At 66.9% G+C, this 18896-nt stretch carries 16 protein-coding genes; 9 read left to right on the plus strand and 7 right to left on the minus strand.

Annotated features, from left to right (window positions below; translation table 11 throughout):
• Nucleotides 1-4: 4 nt before the first annotated feature.
• On the minus strand, nt 5-1225 hold the full coding sequence (locus tag AC5RWO_RS06030; RefSeq protein WP_498730153.1) for an ABC transporter substrate-binding protein: 1221 nt from the start codon (nt 1223-1225) through the stop codon (nt 5-7).
• A 314-nt stretch (nt 1226-1539) separates the two neighbouring features.
• On the opposite strand from AC5RWO_RS06030, the gene AC5RWO_RS06035 reads away from it, so the two are divergent.
• Both AC5RWO_RS06035 and AC5RWO_RS06040 read left to right on the plus strand, forming a co-directional pair.
• Complete coding sequence (locus AC5RWO_RS06035) at nt 1540-1977, plus strand: Lrp/AsnC family transcriptional regulator (protein WP_498730896.1); 438 nt, start codon at nt 1540-1542, stop codon at nt 1975-1977.
• Entirely contained in the window at nt 1974-3377 is a 1404-nt protein-coding gene (locus AC5RWO_RS06040; RefSeq protein WP_498730155.1) for an aspartate aminotransferase family protein, read from the plus strand. The genes AC5RWO_RS06035 and AC5RWO_RS06040 overlap by 4 nt, the downstream gene beginning before the upstream one ends.
• Nucleotides 3378-3454: 77 nt before the next feature.
• Here the strand turns inward: AC5RWO_RS06040 and AC5RWO_RS06045 are convergent, their stop codons facing one another.
• The 4 genes from AC5RWO_RS06045 to AC5RWO_RS06060 are packed head-to-tail and all read right to left on the minus strand — an operon-like array spanning nt 3455 to nt 7809.
• Nucleotides 3455-4258: a hypothetical protein gene (locus AC5RWO_RS06045; RefSeq protein WP_498730157.1), complete on the minus strand. Its 804-nt coding sequence runs from the start codon at nt 4256-4258 to the stop codon at nt 3455-3457.
• Nucleotides 4255-5634, minus strand: coding sequence for an AAA family ATPase (locus AC5RWO_RS06050; protein WP_498730897.1), 1380 nt, complete (start codon nt 5632-5634; stop codon nt 4255-4257). Before AC5RWO_RS06050 ends, AC5RWO_RS06045 begins: the two co-directional genes overlap by 4 nt.
• Complete coding sequence (locus AC5RWO_RS06055) at nt 5522-7072, minus strand: NAD(P)/FAD-dependent oxidoreductase (protein ID WP_498730158.1); 1551 nt, start codon at nt 7070-7072, stop codon at nt 5522-5524. The genes AC5RWO_RS06050 and AC5RWO_RS06055 overlap by 113 nt, the downstream gene beginning before the upstream one ends.
• Complete coding sequence (locus AC5RWO_RS06060) at nt 7069-7809, minus strand: TetR/AcrR family transcriptional regulator C-terminal domain-containing protein (protein ID WP_498730159.1); 741 nt, start codon at nt 7807-7809, stop codon at nt 7069-7071. The genes AC5RWO_RS06055 and AC5RWO_RS06060 overlap by 4 nt, the downstream gene beginning before the upstream one ends.
• Nucleotides 7810-7935: 126 nt before the next feature.
• Between AC5RWO_RS06060 and AC5RWO_RS06065 the strand changes: the two genes are divergently transcribed.
• The 6 genes from AC5RWO_RS06065 to AC5RWO_RS06090 all read left to right on the plus strand — a co-directional run bounded on the left by AC5RWO_RS06065 (nt 7936) and on the right by AC5RWO_RS06090 (nt 16402).
• Nucleotides 7936-9666 carry an amidohydrolase gene (locus AC5RWO_RS06065; protein ID WP_498730161.1) on the plus strand — a complete coding sequence of 577 codons (1731 nt, stop codon included), beginning with the start codon at nt 7936-7938 and terminating at the stop codon, nt 9664-9666.
• Entirely contained in the window at nt 9663-11114 is a 1452-nt protein-coding gene (locus AC5RWO_RS06070) for an NAD(P)/FAD-dependent oxidoreductase (protein ID WP_498730162.1), read from the plus strand. The genes AC5RWO_RS06065 and AC5RWO_RS06070 overlap by 4 nt, the downstream gene beginning before the upstream one ends.
• A gap of 83 nt (nt 11115-11197) precedes the next feature.
• On the plus strand, nt 11198-12676 hold the full coding sequence (locus AC5RWO_RS06075; protein ID WP_498730164.1) for a gamma-aminobutyraldehyde dehydrogenase: 1479 nt from the start codon (nt 11198-11200) through the stop codon (nt 12674-12676).
• A gap of 137 nt (nt 12677-12813) precedes the next feature.
• The gene (locus AC5RWO_RS06080) at nt 12814-13839 is read left to right on the plus strand and encodes a nitrilase-related carbon-nitrogen hydrolase (protein ID WP_498730165.1); all 1026 of its coding nucleotides are present in this window, start codon (nt 12814-12816) and stop codon (nt 13837-13839) included.
• Between the two features lie 2 nt (nt 13840-13841).
• A complete protein-coding gene (locus tag AC5RWO_RS06085) occupies nt 13842-14879 on the plus strand; it encodes an agmatine deiminase family protein (protein ID WP_498730166.1) in 1038 nt (345 codons plus the stop codon).
• Nucleotides 14876-16402, plus strand: coding sequence for an APC family permease (locus AC5RWO_RS06090; RefSeq protein WP_498730168.1), 1527 nt, complete (start codon nt 14876-14878; stop codon nt 16400-16402). Before AC5RWO_RS06085 ends, AC5RWO_RS06090 begins: the two co-directional genes overlap by 4 nt.
• A 96-nt stretch (nt 16403-16498) precedes the next feature.
• Here AC5RWO_RS06090 and AC5RWO_RS06095 read toward each other — a convergent pair whose 3' ends face one another.
• Nucleotides 16499-17809: a Glu/Leu/Phe/Val family dehydrogenase gene (locus AC5RWO_RS06095; RefSeq protein ID WP_498730170.1), complete on the minus strand. Its 1311-nt coding sequence runs from the start codon at nt 17807-17809 to the stop codon at nt 16499-16501.
• Nucleotides 17810-18031: 222 nt separating this feature from the next.
• Between AC5RWO_RS06095 and AC5RWO_RS06100 the strand changes: the two genes are divergently transcribed.
• The gene (locus tag AC5RWO_RS06100; protein ID WP_498730171.1) at nt 18032-18316 is read left to right on the plus strand and encodes a hypothetical protein; all 285 of its coding nucleotides are present in this window, start codon (nt 18032-18034) and stop codon (nt 18314-18316) included.
• Between the two features lie 25 nt (nt 18317-18341).
• On the opposite strand, the gene AC5RWO_RS06105 is transcribed toward AC5RWO_RS06100, so the two are convergent.
• On the minus strand, nt 18342-18734 hold the full coding sequence (locus AC5RWO_RS06105) for a TraR/DksA family transcriptional regulator (protein WP_139005136.1): 393 nt from the start codon (nt 18732-18734) through the stop codon (nt 18342-18344).
• Nucleotides 18735-18896 lie beyond the last annotated feature (162 nt).

Here is an 18896-nt window from a genome sequence, read left to right on the forward strand (position 1 = left end):
GTCATTAGTTGCCGATCGCTTTCTGGAATCGGTTGGTGAAGTCGGTTTCCTCGTCAGCGCTGAGCGAGCGGAACACATGTGCCTTCGCCAGATAGTCGTCGCTGGGGAAGATCAGGGGGTTCTCCACCAGTTCCGGATCGATCTTCTCCATCGCTTCCCGGGCGCCTTGGACCGGGCAGATGTAGTTCACGTAGGCTGCCACCGTCGCCGCATTCTCCGGGTCGTAGTAGAAGTCCATCAGGGCTTCCGCATTCGCTTTGTGCGTCGCTCCGATGGGAACCATCAGGTTGTCCGACCACAGCGTCCCGCCTGCATCGGGGAGGGCGAACTCCCACTTGTCGCCGTTCTCGAAGTTCAACTGCGTGATGTCGCCGGACCAGCAGATCACGGCAAGTGCGTCGCCGGAGATCAGATCCTCCTTGTAGGAGTTGCCCTTCACCTGGCGGATCTGGCCGTCCGAAATCCGCTTCGTCAGGTCATCCAGTGCGTTCGAGAATTCATCCGCACCCCAGTCAGCGGAAATGTCGACGCCGTTCTCCAGCATCATCAGGCCCATCGTGTCGCGCATCTCATCCAGCACCTCCACGCGGCCCTTGAGCTCCGGCTTCCACAGATCGGAGACAGTCTTGAGGCCACCGGGCACTGCTTCCTTGTTCCAGGCGATGCCGGCGAATCCGGACTGCCAGGTCAGCGAGTTCTTCCGGCCGGGGTCGAAGTCGACGTTCTTCAGGGTCTGGAGCAAGTTAGCAGCGTTCGGAATGTTGGCATGATCCAGTTCCTGCGTGTAGCCGAGGCGGATCAACCGCGCCGCCATCCAGTCCGTCAAGGTGATGATGTCCTGCCCAATGTCCTGGCCGGCCGCCAACTGCGCCTGGACCTTCCCGAAGTAAGTGTCGTTGCCGTCAATGTCTTCGGAATAGTTCGCCGCGATCCCGGTGGCGGCGGTGAAGGCTTCCAGGGACGGATAGCTCTGGGACTTGTCGTCATAGTCGAGGTAGAGCGTCCAGTTGGCCCAATTGACCTCCTTTTCCGACGCCGAAAGATCTTCCGCCGCCGCCGCCTCTCCGGCTTGGCCGTTCGACGCCGTGCCGGTACCGCCGGTGCCGCACGCGGCCAGCAGTCCGGCGAGGCTTAAGCCACCCGCGCCCATCAGGATGTTCCGGCGGGACAGCTGCGCGCCGACCAAGCGGCGGAGTCGGGGATCGTCGGGCAGGCGGTTTGGCATGTGAGGCTCCCTGAGGTGATGGACACTGTGACGAAGATCATGCCAGACCCCGCGGCGCCGGACAAGGGATTCAGTTGTAAATTTTTCGTTGTCCGACGGATCCCTGCACCAAATTCTCTTTTCTCAACTTATTTCGTAGCCAAGGGGCTTGCGCGCCGACCGGCCAGCGGCTTCAATGGCATAAACATTCACGCGGCCGGTCCCCACCCGGCGCATCCCCCGCCGGAGGTGGTGATATTTTGACGGCCCAGCCCGAGAGCACTGCGAACAACAACGGATCGACGCACACGGGCAGCGGGCACGCCCACGGCCCGGTGGACACGGTGTCCAAGGCCATCATCGAACAACTGCAGGAAGACGGCCGGCGCTCCTACGCTGCCATCGGCAAAGCCGTTGGACTCTCGGAAGCCGCGGTCCGCCAGCGGGTGCAGAAGCTGATAGACAGCGGTATCGTCCAGATTGTCGCGGTCACGGACCCCATGCAGATGGGATTTTCCCGCCAAGCCATGCTGGGCATCAAGGCCAACAATGACGTGCTGAAGGTGTCCGACCAGGTGGCCGCCCTGGACAAAGTGGACTATTGCGTGGCTACCGCCGGCACCTTCGACATCCTCGCCGAAATCATCTGCGAAAACGACAACGATCTGCTGCTGCTGGTCAACCAGATCCGCAGCATTCCCGGTGTCCTGAACACCGAAACATTGATGTATCTGTCCCTGCGGAAGCAGGCCTACAACTGGGGAACACGATGACTCAAACATCCACCACCCGCACCTATACAACACCCCGCGGCACCGACCGCCAGCAAGCCGCGCGCGACCACCTCTGGATGCACATGGCCCGCCACTCGAATCTGGCCGGTGGTGGCTCGGTCCCGGTGATCAGCCGGGGCGAGGGGCACCTGATCTTCGACGACCAGGGCAACGAATACATCGACGGGTTGTCCGGTCTCTTCGTGGTCCAGGTCGGCCACGGCCGTGAAGAACTGGCGCAGGCCGCTGCCCGGCAGGCGAAGGAACTCGCCTTCATGCCGCTGTGGTCCTATGCCCACCCGGCGGCCATCGATCTCTCGGAGCGGCTGGCGCACTACGCTCCGGGCGACCTGAACCGGGTCTTCTTCACTACCGGCGGCGGCGAGGCAGTGGAAACGGCGTGGAAGCTGGCCAAGCAGTACTTCAAACTCAAGGGCAAGCCGAACAAAACCAAGGTCATCTCCCGCGCCGTCGCCTACCACGGCACCCCGCAGGGCGCCCTGTCCATCACCGGCATCCCGGATATGAAGGCACCCTTCGAACCATTGGTGCCCGGCGCCTTCCGGGTGCCGAACACAAATCAGTACCGGGCGCCGTCGGGCTTGGAAGATCCGGAGGCCTTCGGCCGCTGGGCCGCGGACCGGATCGGCGAGGCGATCGAATTCGAGGGCCCGGATACGGTTGCCGCGGTCTTCCTGGAGCCGGTGCAAAATTCCGGCGGCTGCTTCCCACCGCCCCCGGGTTACTTCCAGCGCGTGCGCGAAATCTGCGACGAGTACGATGTCCTGCTGGTCTCGGACGAGGTCATCTGCGCGTTCGGCCGGATCGGTTCGATGTTCGCCTGCGACGACTTCGGCTACATTCCGGACATGATCACCTGCGCCAAGGGCCTGACCAGCGGGTACTCCCCCATCGGCGCCATGATCGCCTCGGACAAGCTGTTCGAGCCGTTCAAGCACGGTGACACCACGTTCTACCACGGTTATACCTTCGGCGGGCATCCGGTTTCCGCCGCCGTCGCCATGGCCAACCTGGACATCTTCGAACGCGAGGGGCTCAACGCCAACGTGAAGCAGAACGCCCCGGCCTTCCGCGCCACGCTCGAGAAACTGCTGGACCTGCCGATCGTCGGCGACGTCCGCGGCGAGGGCTACTTCTACGGCATCGAGCTGGTCAAGGACAAGGCCACCAAGGAGACGTTCAACGCCGAGGAATCCGAACACTTGCTCCGCGGTTTCCTCTCCAATGCGCTGCTCGATGCCGGCCTCTACTGCCGCGCCGATGACCGCGGCGACCCCGTGGTCCAGCTCGCCCCGCCGCTGACCATCGGGCAACCCGAGTTCGACCAGATCGAGCAGATCCTGCGCTCCGTCCTGGTCGAGGGGCTGAACCACCTCTAGCCAGGATTTACGACGGCGGTGTGCGGCAACATTTGCCGCTCGCCGTCGTCGTTGGCCAGTCAGTCAGAGATCCCCGGTCAGTCGGAGGTGGTCGCTTCCGGGCGGTTCAGGCCCTCGAACGGTTCCAGCGCCGCCAGGAACTTTTCCCGGTCTTCATTGCGGATCGTGGTAGCGCCATAGGAAATGGTGATGGAACGCGGATTCCAGCCGTACTCGATGCTGCCCTTCATCTCCTCGGCGGCCTCGCCGGTCGGGTCCCGCTGAACATCGGTCAGCGTGAGGCCCACCCACTGGGATTGGCCGTAGGCGTCGCCGAACCACTGCCACTGTTCTTCCAGCTCAGCCGAGCCGAGGCGCTCGGCTGTCTCTTCGGCAAGGTCAGGATCCAGGTTCCCCAGTTCAAGCTTGCCGAGGCCGTACGACTCGGTCACCTCGGAGACAATGTCCACGGCCCGGTGCCAGCCCCGGGGATCTTCGGGGACGGCCAGGCTTTCGCGCGTCAGCGAGTTGAAGGAGACGTAGAGCGAATCGCCGCCGTAGCCGTTGCCCTCCTGCGCGAAGAATTTCTCGCCGTCGTCCGGTCCGTCCTCCCAGGCGAGCCCGAACTCGCCCGTCAGCCGCGCCTCGATCTCGCCGAGCAGCTTCGTTGAAACGGCCTCCAGCTCTTCGGCCGGCGGAGCCTGCAGCACATCTTCGGCAGCGGTGTAGGCGTGGCCGGGGTACTCCGCCCAGTCAACGGTGATCTGCTGACGGCTCTCCGCCTGGTAAGTGGTCGTCGGCGAGGATGCGCAGCCTACGAGCAGGACGGCGAGCGCGACTGTTCCCGCCCTGAGAACAGCGCGGTCAGAGCGGACCCGCTCCCCCAGCCGGTTCTCCGTCATTCCGCGATGTCCAGCCCATGCCGGTTTCCGCCGCTGCCGAGCAGGCTGCGGGTGAGCACCGCGCTGTCCGCCATCAGGTCGTCGACGGCGGAGAACAGGTGCTCGTCGGTCACGTCGGCTCCCGTGAGCGCCGCGGCGACAACAGCGCGGCGGACAAGTTCCTTGGCCAAAGAGGCGGTTGTCCCCGCGGTCCGTTCCGCGGTCACGCTGATGGCCTCCGTGCTGAAGGCGATTTCCCGTGCATAAAGTTTCAGCAGCGCCGCGCGTTCATGAACTTCCGGCAGGGGAATCTCCACGGCCAGGTCCACCCGGCCCGGCCGCTGCGCCAGGGCACGCTCGAGCATGTCCACCCGGTTCGTGGTGAGGATAAAGGCCACGTCCGCGTCGTCGTCGAGCCCGTCCATGGCGTCCAGCACTTCGAATAGCAGTGGCTGCGGGCCGTGGCCAAAACTGCGGTCTTCGGCGATGAGATCGCAGTCCTCCAGAATGACCATCGACGGTTGCAGTGCCCGGGCCATTCTGGCCGCCTCGGCGATATAAGCCAGCGAGCCGCCGGAGAGGATGATCGCCGTCGTTCCATTGCTACGGCCCAGCAGGTAGCGCACCGTGTGGGTCTTGCCGGTACCGGGTGGACCGTAGAGCAGGATGCCCCGTTTGAGGTGCTGGCCGAGCGCCTCGAGCTGCTCCCGGTGCTCAGCCATGCCGACGGCGTGATCTGATACTTTCTCGAGCAGGCCCTCCGGCAGGATGACGTCCGAGGCCGTGAGCGAGGGCCGTTCGTGGAAGGTCACGCCGGCGCCGCTGGAGCCGTACTCGTCCATGGTCAGCGAGACCACCTGGCCCTTAAGGACGCTGCGCGTCTGCAACTGGGTGCGCAGCACGGACAGGAACTCCGCGGCCGCGCCCGGTTCGGGCGACAGGACCTCCAACAGAGCGGTCGGCCGGCCGAAACGGGGGCTTGCTTCCCGCTGCAGCACGGCGAGGGGAACACCGGAACGGGTGATCAGGCGGATCCCCAGGGCCACCACCTGGCGCTGCTCGCTGGGGCCGATGGCAAGGTTGGTGTAGTCCGGCTGGGCGAGCGGAAACTGCGGGAACATCTGGGCCTGCTGCAGCATGTCGCTCAGGGAAGAGTGGTGGCGCTGGTCCCCGCCGCCGATGCCGACCAGCCGCTGTTCCGGATCCTGCCCGGCCAGCTCGGCGAGCAGGATGTCCACATCCGCAAAGCGGTGTGCGGAAATTTCCTCCACCACCACCGGGACTTCATTCCCAGGCAGCCCGAGGTGCTCCGACAGTGTGTCCAGCAGCTGCTCGCCCCGGGGAAACCGCTGCTGCCGCGCCTGCGCCAACTGCACCAGCGCGGCGAAATCGTCCATGAACTTCCCCAGGCCCTCGGTCATGGCTTGACCCTACCAGCGGGAGTCGCCCGTCAACTCGCTGGCTTAGCGCCCGGAGACTTTTGTCCGCCGCTTTGGCGATAAACGATGTCGGCCCTTGCCTGCGGTTCTCCGCCTTGTCAGCGGCGTAGTACGCCTTGTACATGGCCTGCACGGCGATCCAGCGCAACGGTTCGATTTCCCAGCGCCGGACCTTGCGGTTGACCCACGGCATGGTGGTCAGCTCGCTGTCCGGTTCCAGGATCAGGTCGCGCAGGGTGCGGGCCGCGAGGTTGGTGGCCGCGACGCCGGTGCCCACGTAGCCACCGGCCCAGCCGAGTCCAGTCGCCGGGTCGAGGCCCACGGTGGCCTTCCAGTCCCGGGGCACGCCCAGCACACCCGCCCAGGCATGGTCGACGGCGGCATCCCGGGCGGCCGGGAACATGTCGTGCAGGATCGCGGACAGCAATTTGATGGTCCGCTGCTGCGTGGCGCCGTCGGTGTCCGTTCGGGAGCCGAAGCGGTACGGCACTCCCCTGCCGCCGAGCGCGATCCGGCCGTCCGCGGTGCGCTGGGCATACATGTAGGCGTGCGCCATGTCGCCCACGGTGTCCCGGTGCTCCCAGCCGATTTCCGCCCAGACCGCCTCGGGCAGCGGTCCGGTAGCGATCATGGACGAGTTCATCGGCAGCCAGTCCCGGTGCGCGCCCTTCAAATTCGCGCTGAATCCCTCGGTGGCCCGGAGTACGTACCTGGCCGTGACATCTCCGTGCGCGGTCCGGGCCAGACCCGGCGCTATTTCCGTCACGGTGGTGCCTTCGTAAAGCCTGACTCCCAAACGTTCGACGGCGGCCGCCAGTCCGCGCGCGAGCTTCGCCGGATGGATCCGCGCGCAGTGCGGCTGCCACAGCCCGCCGAGGGCACCGGCAATCTTCACACGCTCCGCGGTCCCGCCGGCAGAGAGCAGCTGCGTCCCGGCCTCCGGCCAGAGTGCTTCTTCCCGGGCCCAGGCCCGCAGGCGTTCAAGCTGGGCATGGTTGCGCGCCACGTTGAGCTCCCCGCCCTTGTAGACGTGCGCGTCGATTCCCTCAGCACCGGCCACGGCGATGACTTCGTCCACCGTCTCGTTGAGCAACTGCTGGAAGCGCCCGACGACGGCGCGGCCATGGGTCTTGACGTACTGGTCCCGGCCGCCGGTGATGCTGTTGGTCAGCCAGCCGCCATTCCGCCCGGAGGCGCCGAAGCCGGAGAAACGGCTCTCCAACACCACCACGTCCAGCTCGGGCCGCGCTTGCTTCAGGTAGTAGGCGGTCCACAACCCGGTATAGCCGGCGCCCACGATGGCAATGTCCGCCGTCGTGCTTTGAGCCAAGGCGGGGCGCGGCGCGGGGATGCCCTCCGCGGCGTACCAGAACGAGACGTTTCCGTTGACGGTCATGGTTGCGGTTCCTTTCGGTTGGCCGGTGGAGCGGCCGGCGAAGCGTCAGGCCGGGCAACTCCGCAAGCGTGGAGCCGGGCCTCGATGCCATCGAGCAGCAGTTCGAGCGCGAAGTCGAAGTTGTCCTCGTCGCTGATGCCGGCCATCGCCGCCGCCGAGGCCGTTGCGTTCGGAAAGCGTTCGGCCGGAGCCTGGGCATAGGCCTCGGCCCACGCCCGGTTGTCCGCCTCGGACTTCTCCCCCAGCGACTTCAGGGCGGCATCGAATCCGGTCCAGGCGAGCATGAAGTCGGCGCAGGCCCGGTAGGTCCGCACGGCGTCCTCCACCCCGAAGCCGGCCCGCCGGAATGTGGCGAGCATGGTCTCGACGAACTGCATCTCCGACTCCTGCCGGGTCACCCGCACGGCCGCGAGCGCCGCCACCTGCGGATGGGCCAGGTAGGCCCGGCGGCCGCGCACCACGAGCTCCTTGATGGTGACCCGCCAGGACGGCGCCGGTTCGAAGTCCTTCAGGGCCTCGCCGATCAGCCGGTCTGCGACGGCCAGCAGCAGTTCGTCCTTGTCCTTGAAGTGCCGGTAGAGCGCGGTCGGATCCGCGCCGAGCAGCCGCCCGATGCGGCGGAAGGTCAATGCCGAGCTGCCCTCCTCGTCGGCCAGCCGGAGGCAGGCGTCGACGATGACCTCGCGCGAGAGCCCCTTGGCACGCTCCCGCTGGATCCCGGTTTCTGCCGCCGCCATCCCTTCACCTTTCGCCGGCCGGTTTTGACCCCACTCTAATCGTGAAGTCAACACCGTTGACAATTCGGCCTGCTTTCAGTTCGATAAGAGACACCCATCAACAGCAGCATCAGGAAAGCAGGCATTGTGAGCGCAGACTGGATCTTCCACTCCGGTCGGATCTTCGACGGGCAGCAGGTCCATCCGACGGCGACTGCGGTAGCGGTCACCGACGGCCGGATCACCGCGGCAGGCACGGAAGCACAGGTGCGCGAAGCTGCCGGAACCACAGCGGAAACGGTAGACCTCGCCGGCCGGCTCCTCACGCCTGGCTTCACGGACACGCATGTCCACGCCGTCTATGGCGGCGTCGAGCGGCTCGGCTGCGATCTCTCCGACATCTCCGGGCTGGACGCCGTTCTGGCCTGCGTCGGCACCTACGCTGCCTCAACCGAGAAGCCTTGGATCACCGGCGGCGGCTGGCACAAGGCGGACTTCCCGGGCGGCTACCCCACGCGCGAGCTGCTGGACGGAATCGTGCCGGACCGGCCGGTCTACCTCATCAACGCTGACCACCACAGTGCCTGGGTCAATACCCGCGCGCTGGAACTCGCCGGGGTGGATGCGGCAACGCCGGACCCAGCGGACGGCTGGACCGAACGCGGCACGGACGGCTTCCCTACCGGTACGCTGCACGAGGGCGCGATGGACCTGGTCAACAAGTACCTCCCGCCGCTGACGGACGAGGATCTCTGCGGCGGTCTGCTGGAGGCCCAGCGCTACCTGCATTCGGTCGGCGTGACCGGCTGGCAGGAAGCGATCCTCGGCAGCTACGCGGGCTACCCGGACGCCAGCAGTGCCTACCGCACTCTGGCCGGCCGCGGCCTGCTGACCGGCAGGGCAACCGGTGCGCTCTGGGTGCCGCGCACCACCACTTCGGACAACATCGCCGAACTGCTTGCCGACTTCGAAGAACGACGCCGGGCCAACAGTGCCGCCGGATTCGTCACCACGAGCGCCAAGATCATGGTGGACGGTGTGCCCGAGAACCGCACAGCCGCAATGCTGGATCCCTATCTGCGTCCCTGCCGCTGCGGAAACCCGGACGGCTGGGATGGCAGCGGCGACAGCGCCGGCCACGGCGCCGCGGACCAGGACGCGGACGGGGACGACCGGGGGCTGCTGTACCTGCCCAAGGACGTGCTGACCGAGACCGCGGTTGCCCTGGATGCGGCCGGATTCGACCTGCACCTGCACGTGATCGGCGACCGCGCCGTCCGGGACGGCCTCGACGCCGTCGAGCACGCACGCCGCAGCAACCCGCACACCCGCGGACGCCACCACATGGCGCACCTGCAGATCATCCACCCGGAGGACATCGCCCGTTTCGCCGCCCTCGACGTGACCGTCAACGCCCAGGCGCTCTGGGCGTGCAACGACGACCAGATGCTGCAGCTGACCGTGCCGCTCATCGGTGCGGAACGCGCCGCCTGGCAGTATCCCTTCGGCTCGCTGCTGGCCGCCGGGGCCACCATGGCCATGGGCTCGGACTGGCCGGTGTCCACGCCCGATCCTTGGCAGGCCATCCATGTGGCAGTGAACCGCACCTACCCCGCCTACCCGGACGCACCGCCCCTGCTGCCGGAACAGGCCATTTCCCTGCAGACCGCCCTCTCGTCCTACACAGCCGGCTCGGCGTGGCTGAACCGCAACGACGACGGCGGTGCCATCGCGGTGGGCAAGGCCGCCGATCTTGTGGTGCTGAACGCGGATCCCTTCCGGCTGGACCCGGGCGAGCTGCACACCGTCGGCACGGACTTCACCATGCTCGCGGGCGTCCCGGTCTACACCGGACAGCCACAGGAGGCGAAGGCATGAGCCGGCCCACCACCTACGACGACGCCGAACACTGCATCTCGCAATCCCGAATCCAAGCGGCGCTGGCCGGTGCTTCCACCACTCCGTACTGGCTCGACGATCCGGCCCGGCCGGACCCGCTCCCGCCGCTGGACGGGGATACCGCCACGGATCTGGCCGTCGTCGGCGGCGGCTATACCGGGTTGTGGACGGCGCTGATGGCCAAGGAACGGGACCCGGACCGGCGCGTGGTGCTGTTGGAAGGCAAGCGGATCGGCTGGGCGGCATCCGGGCGCAACGGCGGTTTCTGCGAGGCCAGCCTGACGCACGGCGAGGCCAACGGCGAGAAGCACCTGCCACAGGAAACCGCACGCCTTCAGGAACTCGGCCTGGAGAACCTGCAGCAGATCGCTGACGCCGTGGAGAAGTACGGAATCGACTGCGGCTTCGAATGGACGGGCACGCTCAGCGTCGCCACCGAGGACCACCAGGTGGAATGGCTGCGCGAGGACGAGGGCAAGGATCCGGACGTGGTGTTCCTGGACCGGGACGCCGTCCGCAAGGAACTGAACTCCCCGCTCTACCGCGCCGGCCTCTGGGACAAGAAGAGCACGGCCATGCTCCACCCGGCCCGCCTTGCGTGGGGATTGCAGCGCGCCTGCCTGGCCTCCGGCGTCGAAATTTACGAGCACACACCGGTCCGCGGGATCAGTGCCGCGAAAGGTGGCAGTGGTCCGGTCCGGTTAACTACCGACGGCGGCACGGTCACCTCGGCGAAGGTCGCGCTGGCCACCAATGTGTTCCCCTCCCTGCTCAAGCGCACGCGGCTGCACACCGTGCCGGTCTACGACTACGTCCTGATGACCGAACCGCTGACGCCCGAACAGCTGCGGGCCATCGGCTGGCACAACCGGCAGGGACTGAGCGATCTGAACAACCGCTTCCACTACTACCGGCTGGCCACCGACCCGCAGGGGCACCAGCGCATCCTCTTCGGCGGCTACGACGCGGTCTACCACTACGGCCGGCGAGTGAAGGCCGAATACGACCAGCGCGAGGAGACCTTCGCCCGCCTGGCCACCCACTTCTACGCCACGTTCCCGCAGCTGGAGTCGGTGAAGTTCACGCACAAGTGGGGCGGCGCCATCGACACGTGCAGCCGCTTCTTCTCCTTCTTTACGACGGCATACGCCGGCCGGGTTGCCTACGCCGCCGGTTACACGGGGCTGGGTGTGGGCGCCACCCGTTTCGGGGCGAATGTGCTGCTGGACCTGCTCGCCGGCAGACCGACAGAACGCACCCGGCTGCAGTTGGTGGCCAAGAAGCCGCTCCCGTTCCCGCCCGAGCCGCTCGCCTGGCTCGGCGTCAAAATCACCACGGCCGCCATGATCCGCGCGGACCGCCGCCAAGGCAGGCGCGGCCATTGGCTGAAACTGATGGACGCCGTCGGAATGGGCTTCGATTCCTGACCCGCGCCACCGCCACGGCCCACGCCCACCAACTCCACCACTACACCCCCGCCCTCACCAGCTTCCCTGCACCAGGAGGACCAATGCACCAGTTTATTGACGGCCGGTACCGCGAAGGCCGCGGCGACGAGGCCAAACGGATCAACCCCGCCACCGGCGAGCCCGCCGAGACCATCCGCTACGCGACTACGAACGACGTCGACGACGCGGTCGCCGCCGCCACGCGCGCCTTCGGCACGTGGTCGCGCTGCACCCCGGCCGAGCGCTCCGACGCCCTGCTCGCCCTCGCCGCCGAGCTGGGCCGCCGCGCGGAGGAAATAGCGGCCGTCGAAACTGCCCAGACCGGCAAGGCCATCCGCCTGGCCACGGAGTTCGACGTCCCGGGCACCATCGACAACGTCTCCTTCTTCGCCGGCGCCGCCCGGCAGTTGCAGGGCCTGGCCGCCGGCGAATACGGCGCGGGCGGCACGTCGCTGATCCGCCGCGAACCTGTCGGCGTGATCGGCTCCATCGCCCCCTGGAACTACCCCTTCCAGATGGCCGGCTGGAAAATCCTGCCCGCCATCGCCGCCGGCAACACCATCGTGCTCAAACCCTCCGAACTCACCCCCGGCACCGCCCTGCTCTTCGCCGAAGCCGCCACCGCCGCGGGCATCCCGGACGGCGTGATCAACATCGTTACCGGCACCGGAGCCGTGGCCGGCGAACACCTGGTCAGGCACCCCGATGTGGCCATGACCTCCTTCACTGGCTCCACCGCCGTCGGACGCAAGATCATGGCCCTGGCCAGCGAAACCGCCAAACGCGTGCACCTGGAACTCGGCGGCAAGGCCCCGTTCGTGGTCTTCGACGACGCCGACGTCGAAGCCGCCGCCCACGGCGCCGTCGCCGCAGCTATCATCAACGCCGGCCAGGACTGCACCGCCGCCACCCGCGCCTACATCCAGCGCCCGCTCTTCGACGCCTTCACCGCCCGCGTCGCCGAACTCATGGACCAGGTGATCCTCGGCGACCCCACCGACGACGCCACGGACCTCGGCTCGCTGATCAGCCACGCCCACCGCGACAAGGTCGCCGGCTTCGTCGACCGCGCCCGCGCCGACGGCGCCACCATCCTCGCCGGCGGCCACGCGCCCGGCGGCGACCTTGCCGCCGGCGCCTACTACCGACCCACGCTCGTGGCCGGTGCCGCGCAGGATTCCGAAATCGTGCAGGAGGAGGTCTTCGGTCCCGTGCTCACCGCGCTGCCCTTCGACAGCGACGACGAAGCCCTCGCCCTGGCCAACGACACCCCGTACGGCCTCGCCGCCTCCGCCTGGACCAACGACCTGAACCGCTCCCTGCGCGCCAGCGCCGAAATCCAGGCCGGCTGCGTCTGGATCAACGACCACATCCCGATCGTCTCCGAAATGCCCCACGGCGGCTACAAGGCGTCCGGCTTCGGCAAAGACATGTCCGCCTACTCGCTCGAGGACTACACCAACACCAAACACGTCATGCTCAGCCGTGACAAGACAGCCCACAAGGACTGGCAAAACACCGTCTTCCGCGGCAAGGGCTGACCCATGCTATTTGATCCGCGGCCAGATGAATAACGAACGGGATTCATTTTGCTCTTGTGTTGGGCGGCTCACACCTGCATAATAAATGAATCAAATTCATTTGATGTGACCCGCATCCCACGGAAGTGTTTCTCCCAATGATTGAACTGACTCAACTGGATCCGCCTGTCTCCTTTGCCCGTACCGAGCGGAGCGACCGCACTCCGCTGCGCGTCGGCCTGGTCCAGCACCGCTGGCATGCCGACCCGGAGCAGACAAAAGCCGAGCTCGCCGAAGGGATCGCGCGTGCGGCAGCCCTCGGCGCCGCCGTCGTTTTCCTGCCTGAACTCACGTTGTCCAAGTACCCGGCGGACAAGTTGCCCGAAGGCCGCGCCGCGGAACTGGCCGAAGACCTCCTGACCGGCCCCACCTTCACCTTCGCCGCCGAGGCTGCCCGCGCCAACAACGTGTGCGTGCACGCCTCGCTGTACCAGCGCGCCGATGACCCGGCCGACGAGCTCGGCCTGAACACCGCGATCCTGGTCTCGCCGCAGGGTGAGCTGCTGGCCACCACCCACAAACTCCACATTCCGGTCACTGCCGGCTACTACGAAGACAAGTATTTCCGCCAGGGGCCCGCCGGCGAGGACGCCTACACAGTGCACGAGCCGGCGGAACTGGGCGGTCTCCGGCTGGGCATGCCGACCTGCTGGGACGAGTGGTTCCCCGAACTCGCGCGGATGTACTCCCTCGGCGGCGCGGAACTCTTGGTCTACCCGACGGCCATCGGCTCGGAGCCGGACCACCCGGACTTCGACACCCAGCCGCTCTGGCAGCAGGTCATCGTGGGCAACGGCATCGCCAACGGCCTGTTCATGGTGGCCCCGAACCGCTGGGGCAACGAGGGCACCAACACCTTCTACGGCTCCTCCTTCATCTCCGATCCCTACGGCCGCATTCTGGTGCAGGCTCCGCGGGACGAGTCGGCCGTGCTGGTGGCGGACCTCGACCTGGACCAGCGCAAGGACTGGCTGACGCTCTTCCCGTTCCTGACCACCCGCCGCCCGGACACCTACGCCCGGCTGACGGAACCGGTCCGTCCGGACCAGCCCTTCGGCACGCCTGGCTCGGCGCAGCCGGCAGCAGGATCCGTGGCAGCAGCCACCGCAGGAACGGTGGCCTGACCATGGCCTGGAAGATGCCCGCCGAAACGGCCGAACAGTCCCGCATCTGGATGGCGTTCCCGCCCGGCGGCTACACGCTGGGCGACACCGAGGAACAGGCCCATGCCGCCCGCTCCACCTGGGCGGCCGTTGCCAACGCCGCCGCCGAGTTTGAACCGGTCACCATGGTGGTGGACCCGGCCGACACCGCCACCGCGCGGGACTACCTCTCCCCCGCCGTCGAAACGGTCTCGGCCCCGCTGAACGACGCGTGGATGAGGGACATCGGCCCCACCTTCGTCACGAACGACGACGGCGGGCTGGCTGCGGTCGACTGGGTGTTCAATGGCTGGGGCCAGCAGGACTGGGCCAGCTGGGACAAGGACGAAAAGATCGCCGCCCGCGTGGCCGAACTGGCCGGCGTCGAACGTATTTCCTCCGCGCTGGTCAACGAGGGCGGCGGGATCCAAGTGGACGGCGAAGGCACCGTCCTGGTCACCGAGACCGTCCAGCTGGACCCGGGCCGGAATCCCGGGGCCACCAAGGCGCAGATCGAGGCCGAGCTGGCCCGTACCATCGGCGCCACCAAGGTCATCTGGCTGCCGCGCGGGCTGACCCGCGATTCCCAGCGCTACGGCACGCGCGGCCATGTGGACATCGTGGCCGCGATCCCCTCCCCCGGGACGCTGCTGGTCCACGCGCAGAACAACCCGGAGCATCCGGACTATGAGGTCAGCCGCGAGATCATCGCGTTCCTCCACGGCACCACCGATGCCGCCGGCCGGAGCTGGAACATCGTCGAGGTGCCCGCGCCGGAAACGCTGCGGGACGACGAGGACTTCGTGGACTACAGCTACGTCAACCATCTGGTGGTCAACGGCGGCGTCATCGCCTGCACCTTCGCGGACCCGTCGGATGAAAAGGCGCTGGCCATTCTCGCCGACGTCTATCCCGGCCGCCGCGTTGTCGGCGTGGATGCCCGCGAACTCTTTGCCCGCGGCGGCGGCATCCACTGCATCACGCAGCAGCAGCCCCGCACTTCCCGAAAGGCCATGACATGAGCCAGACAACACGCACCGCCCCGGCGGCCCGGACCGGCAAGGGGCTCGCCAGCGGACAGCTCGGCCTGCTCGCCGTCGTCGTTATTGGTATTTCCACCATCGCCCCGGCCTACGTGCTGACCTCCACGCTGGGTCCCACTGTGCAGGCCATCGGCACCTATCTGCCGGCCATCTTCATTGTTGGTTTCGTGCCGATGTTCCTGGTGGCGCTGGGCTACCGCGAGCTGAATGCGGACTCGCCGGACAGCGGCACCACGTTCACCTGGGTGACCAAGGCGTTCGGACCGTTTGTGGGCTGGATGGGCGGCTGGGGGCTGCTCGCCGCGAACATCATTGTGCTCTCCAACCTGGCCGGCGTGGCGGTGGACTTCTTCTACCTCTTCCTCTCCCAGCTCACCGGTTCCCAGGCCATTGCCGATCTGGCCGCGAACAAGGTAGTCAACGTGCTGACCTGCCTGGTGTTTGTGGCGCTGGCGGTGTGGGTTTCGTGCCGCGGCATGAAGACCACCAAGACCGTGCAGTACGTACTGGTGATCTTCCAGCTGGGCGTGCTGGCCTGGTTTGTGCTCGGCGCGCTGGCCAAGATCGGCACCGTCCCGGAGGCGCAGCCGCTGGCGTTCGACTGGGAGTGGTTCAACCCGTTCGGCATCGAGAGCTTCTCCGCCTTCGCCGCCGGCCTGTCGCTGTCCATCTTCGCCTTCTGGGGCTGGGACGTCTGCCTGACCATGAACGAGGAAACCACCAACGGCAAGCGAACCTCCGGCATCGCCGCCGCGGTTACCGCCGTCGCCGTTCTGGTCATCTACCTGCTGGGCTCCGTTGCGACCATCATGTTCGCCGGCATCGGGGACACCGGACTGGGGCTGAACAATCCGGACATCTCCGAGAACGTCTTCACGGCCATCGCCGGCCCGGTCATGGGACCCTTCGCCATCCTGCTCTCGCTGGCCGTGCTCTCCAGCTGCGCGTCCTCGCTGCAGTCCACCATGATCTCCCCCGCCCGCAGCTTGCTGGCCATGGGCTACTACAAGGCCCTGCCGGAGCGGTTCGCGAGGATCAACCCGCGTTTCCAGTCGCCGGTGTACGCCACTGTGGTGGCCGGTGCCGTATCGGCGGGCTTCTACACGCTGATGCGCTTTGTCAGCGACAACGTCCTCAACGACACGATCATGGCGCTGGGCCTGATGATCTGCTTCTACTACGGACTGACCGCGCTGGCCTGCGTCTGGTATTTCCGCCGGACTGCGTTCGTGAACGCGCGCAGCTTCCTGTTCCGGTTCCTGTTCCCGCTGCTCGGCGGTCTGGCACTGGTGGTCGTCTTCCTCCAGACGGCGGTGGACAGCTGGGATCCGGCATTCGGCAGCGGCTCGGAGGTCTTCGGGATCGGGCTGGTGTTCATCATCGGCGTGGGCATCATCGCGCTGGGCCTGGTGGCGATGCTGCTGTTCTACCGGCGGAACCCGGGATTCTTCCGCGGCGAGACGCTTGAGCAGGATTCGCCGGCCCTGGTGGTGCCGGAGTAGTTCCTGCGCACTCACCTCGATAAAAGGGTGCTGCCGCAATCTGCGGCAGCACCCTTTGCTGTACCTGTGCCTAGGCTCCGGGCTTAGACTCCGGGCTTAGGGGTAGAGTCCGCGGGTGAGGTGGGCTTCCGCCACGCGCTCAACAGCGGTCACGGTTGCCGCCTCGCGCAAGCTGAGGCCACGCCGGGCCGCAACGGCCAGCACGTTCTCCCACGCGGCGAGCATACGCTGTTCCAGCCGCTCCTCGACCTCGGCCGCGGTCCACCAGTAGGCCTGGTTGCCCTGCACCCACTCGAAGTAGGACACGATCACGCCACCGGCATTCGCAAGGATATCGGGCACTACCAGCACGCCGTTCTCGCGGAAAACAGCATCCGCGGCAGCCGTGGTGGGTCCGTTGGCGCCTTCCACGATGACCTTTGCCCGTACCCGCCCGGCATTCCCGCCATGCAGGACACCTTCGACGGCGGCCGGCACCAGCAGGTCGACCTCCAGTTCGAGCAATTCTTCGGAGCCGATGGCCTCAGAGCCCATGAATCCGACCACGCTGCCCGTTTCGCGGACATGCTCGGTGAGCGCTTTGATCTCCAGCCCGGCTGCGTTGTAAATCGCGCCGTACTGGTCTCCAACAGCGACGACGGCGACGCCGGCTTCGGCGAGGAATTCCGCGGCACCGGCACCAACCTTGCCGAAGCCCTGCACGGCGGCGGTGCTCCCGGCCGGGGCGATGCCAGCCTGCCGGAGGGCGGCCAAGGCCACGTGGATCACACCGCGGGAGGTCGCGCTGGCCCGGCCAAGGGAGCCGCCCACGCTGACCGGCTTGCCGGTCACCACGCCGGGCACCGTGTAGCCGACGTTGACGGAGTAGGTGTCCATCATCCACGCCATGGTCTGTTCGTCGGTTCCGATGTCCGGAGCCGGGATGTCCTTTTCGGGGCCGATCACCGGCAGGATTTCGCTGGTGTACCGGCGCGTCACGCGCTCAAGTTCCTGCTGCGAGTAGTTGCGCGGATCAATCGTGATCCCGCCCTTGGCCCCGCCGTAGGGCACGTCAAGGAGGGCGCACTTCCAGGTCATCCACATCGCCAGCGCCCGGACCTCGTCAAGCGAAACCTCCGGGCTGTAACGAAGACCGCCCTTGGCCGGCCCGCGGGAGAAGTTGTGCTGGACGCGGTAACCGGTGAGGATTTCCACGCTGCCATCGTCCCTGCGCAACGGGATGCTGACAGAGAGCTCGCGGCGCGGCCGGGCCAGCATCTGGTGCAGCCCGGAACTGTAGCCGAGGGTGCGGACGGCCGAGGCCAGCTGACTTTGTGCGCTCTCCCAAGGGCCCGCGTCTGTGCCGGCCGCGGCCGGGTCCTGGCCGGAATTGCTTGAGGGGTGCGGTGATAAAACAGTTGTCGTCATTGACGTTCGATCCTTATTTATCTGGATGGCGGATAGCTGCCTTCCTGAGGCTATAAGGACGAACGGGGAACGTCAGTGGGCGAGTGCACAGCGGCCCGCCGCATTGTTGTGGTCAACTACAGCGCGCCTGAGCGCCTGCGAGCCGCCCGGATCTGGACCGCCCCATTGCAGCCGGCCGGCAGGGCTCATAGGGTGGAAAGACCCCCAAGCGAAGGAGCGACCATGTCTACCCCACGCGAAGAAAACTCCTCCAACCTCGACGACGTCATCGACCCGCAGGAAGACGCGTTGCCCCAGTCGACACGGACCGGCCACGGCAAAATGCCCGAAACCGTGGACGACGACGATCTGCAGGCCGCCGCTGAACAGGAGCGCGTGGCCGCGCGGCTGCAGGACTACGCGCCGGGCCAGGTGCCGCCGGCAGCAGATCCACTGCCTGAGGAAGCCTCCGATGAGGCCGATCGTGCCCAGCGCGGACTGAGGGACGATCCGGACACCGACGTATAAGCAAGCCCAGGCTTGGCGGCGGTCTTTACCGTCGTCGGGCGCTGGCGCACTGCACGCAGAACCGCGCTTCAGGCCGGACTTCGAGCCGCTCGCGCGGTATCTCGCGCCCGCAGTTCTCGCACGTGCCGTAGGTGCCCTTCTCGAGGCGGTCCTCGGCTTCCAGCAGTTCGGCGAGCGACTTCTCGGTGCCGTCGAGCAGCGCAACCTCGCGCGCGCGTTCGAGCGTGAGCGTGGAACCCTCCGGGTCGTGCTCGTCGTCGGCCGGAATGTCGTGCGCGGCCAGTGTCGCCTCGTGAATGTCAGCCGTCAGCCGCTCGATCTGCAGGCGGGCCTCGGCGATCTTCTCCTCCAGCAACTGCCGGTACATTCCTTTATCCGCCGTGGCTGCCGTGGACCCTACATCCAGCGCATCGCTCATGACGCCACCATCCTCTCGGAGTTATGAGAGCATCATAGTCCCCTCCGGCGCCGTTATATCCGTCTTGCGGCCCCTCTGTTATGCGATCGTTCCGCAACTGTCACCCGCCCCTCCCCTTGACCGTTTCCGGCTGGGTACCGCACGCTGAGGTGAGGACCCGGC

The sequence above is a fragment of the Arthrobacter sp. B055-34 genome, from assembly GCF_059090425.1.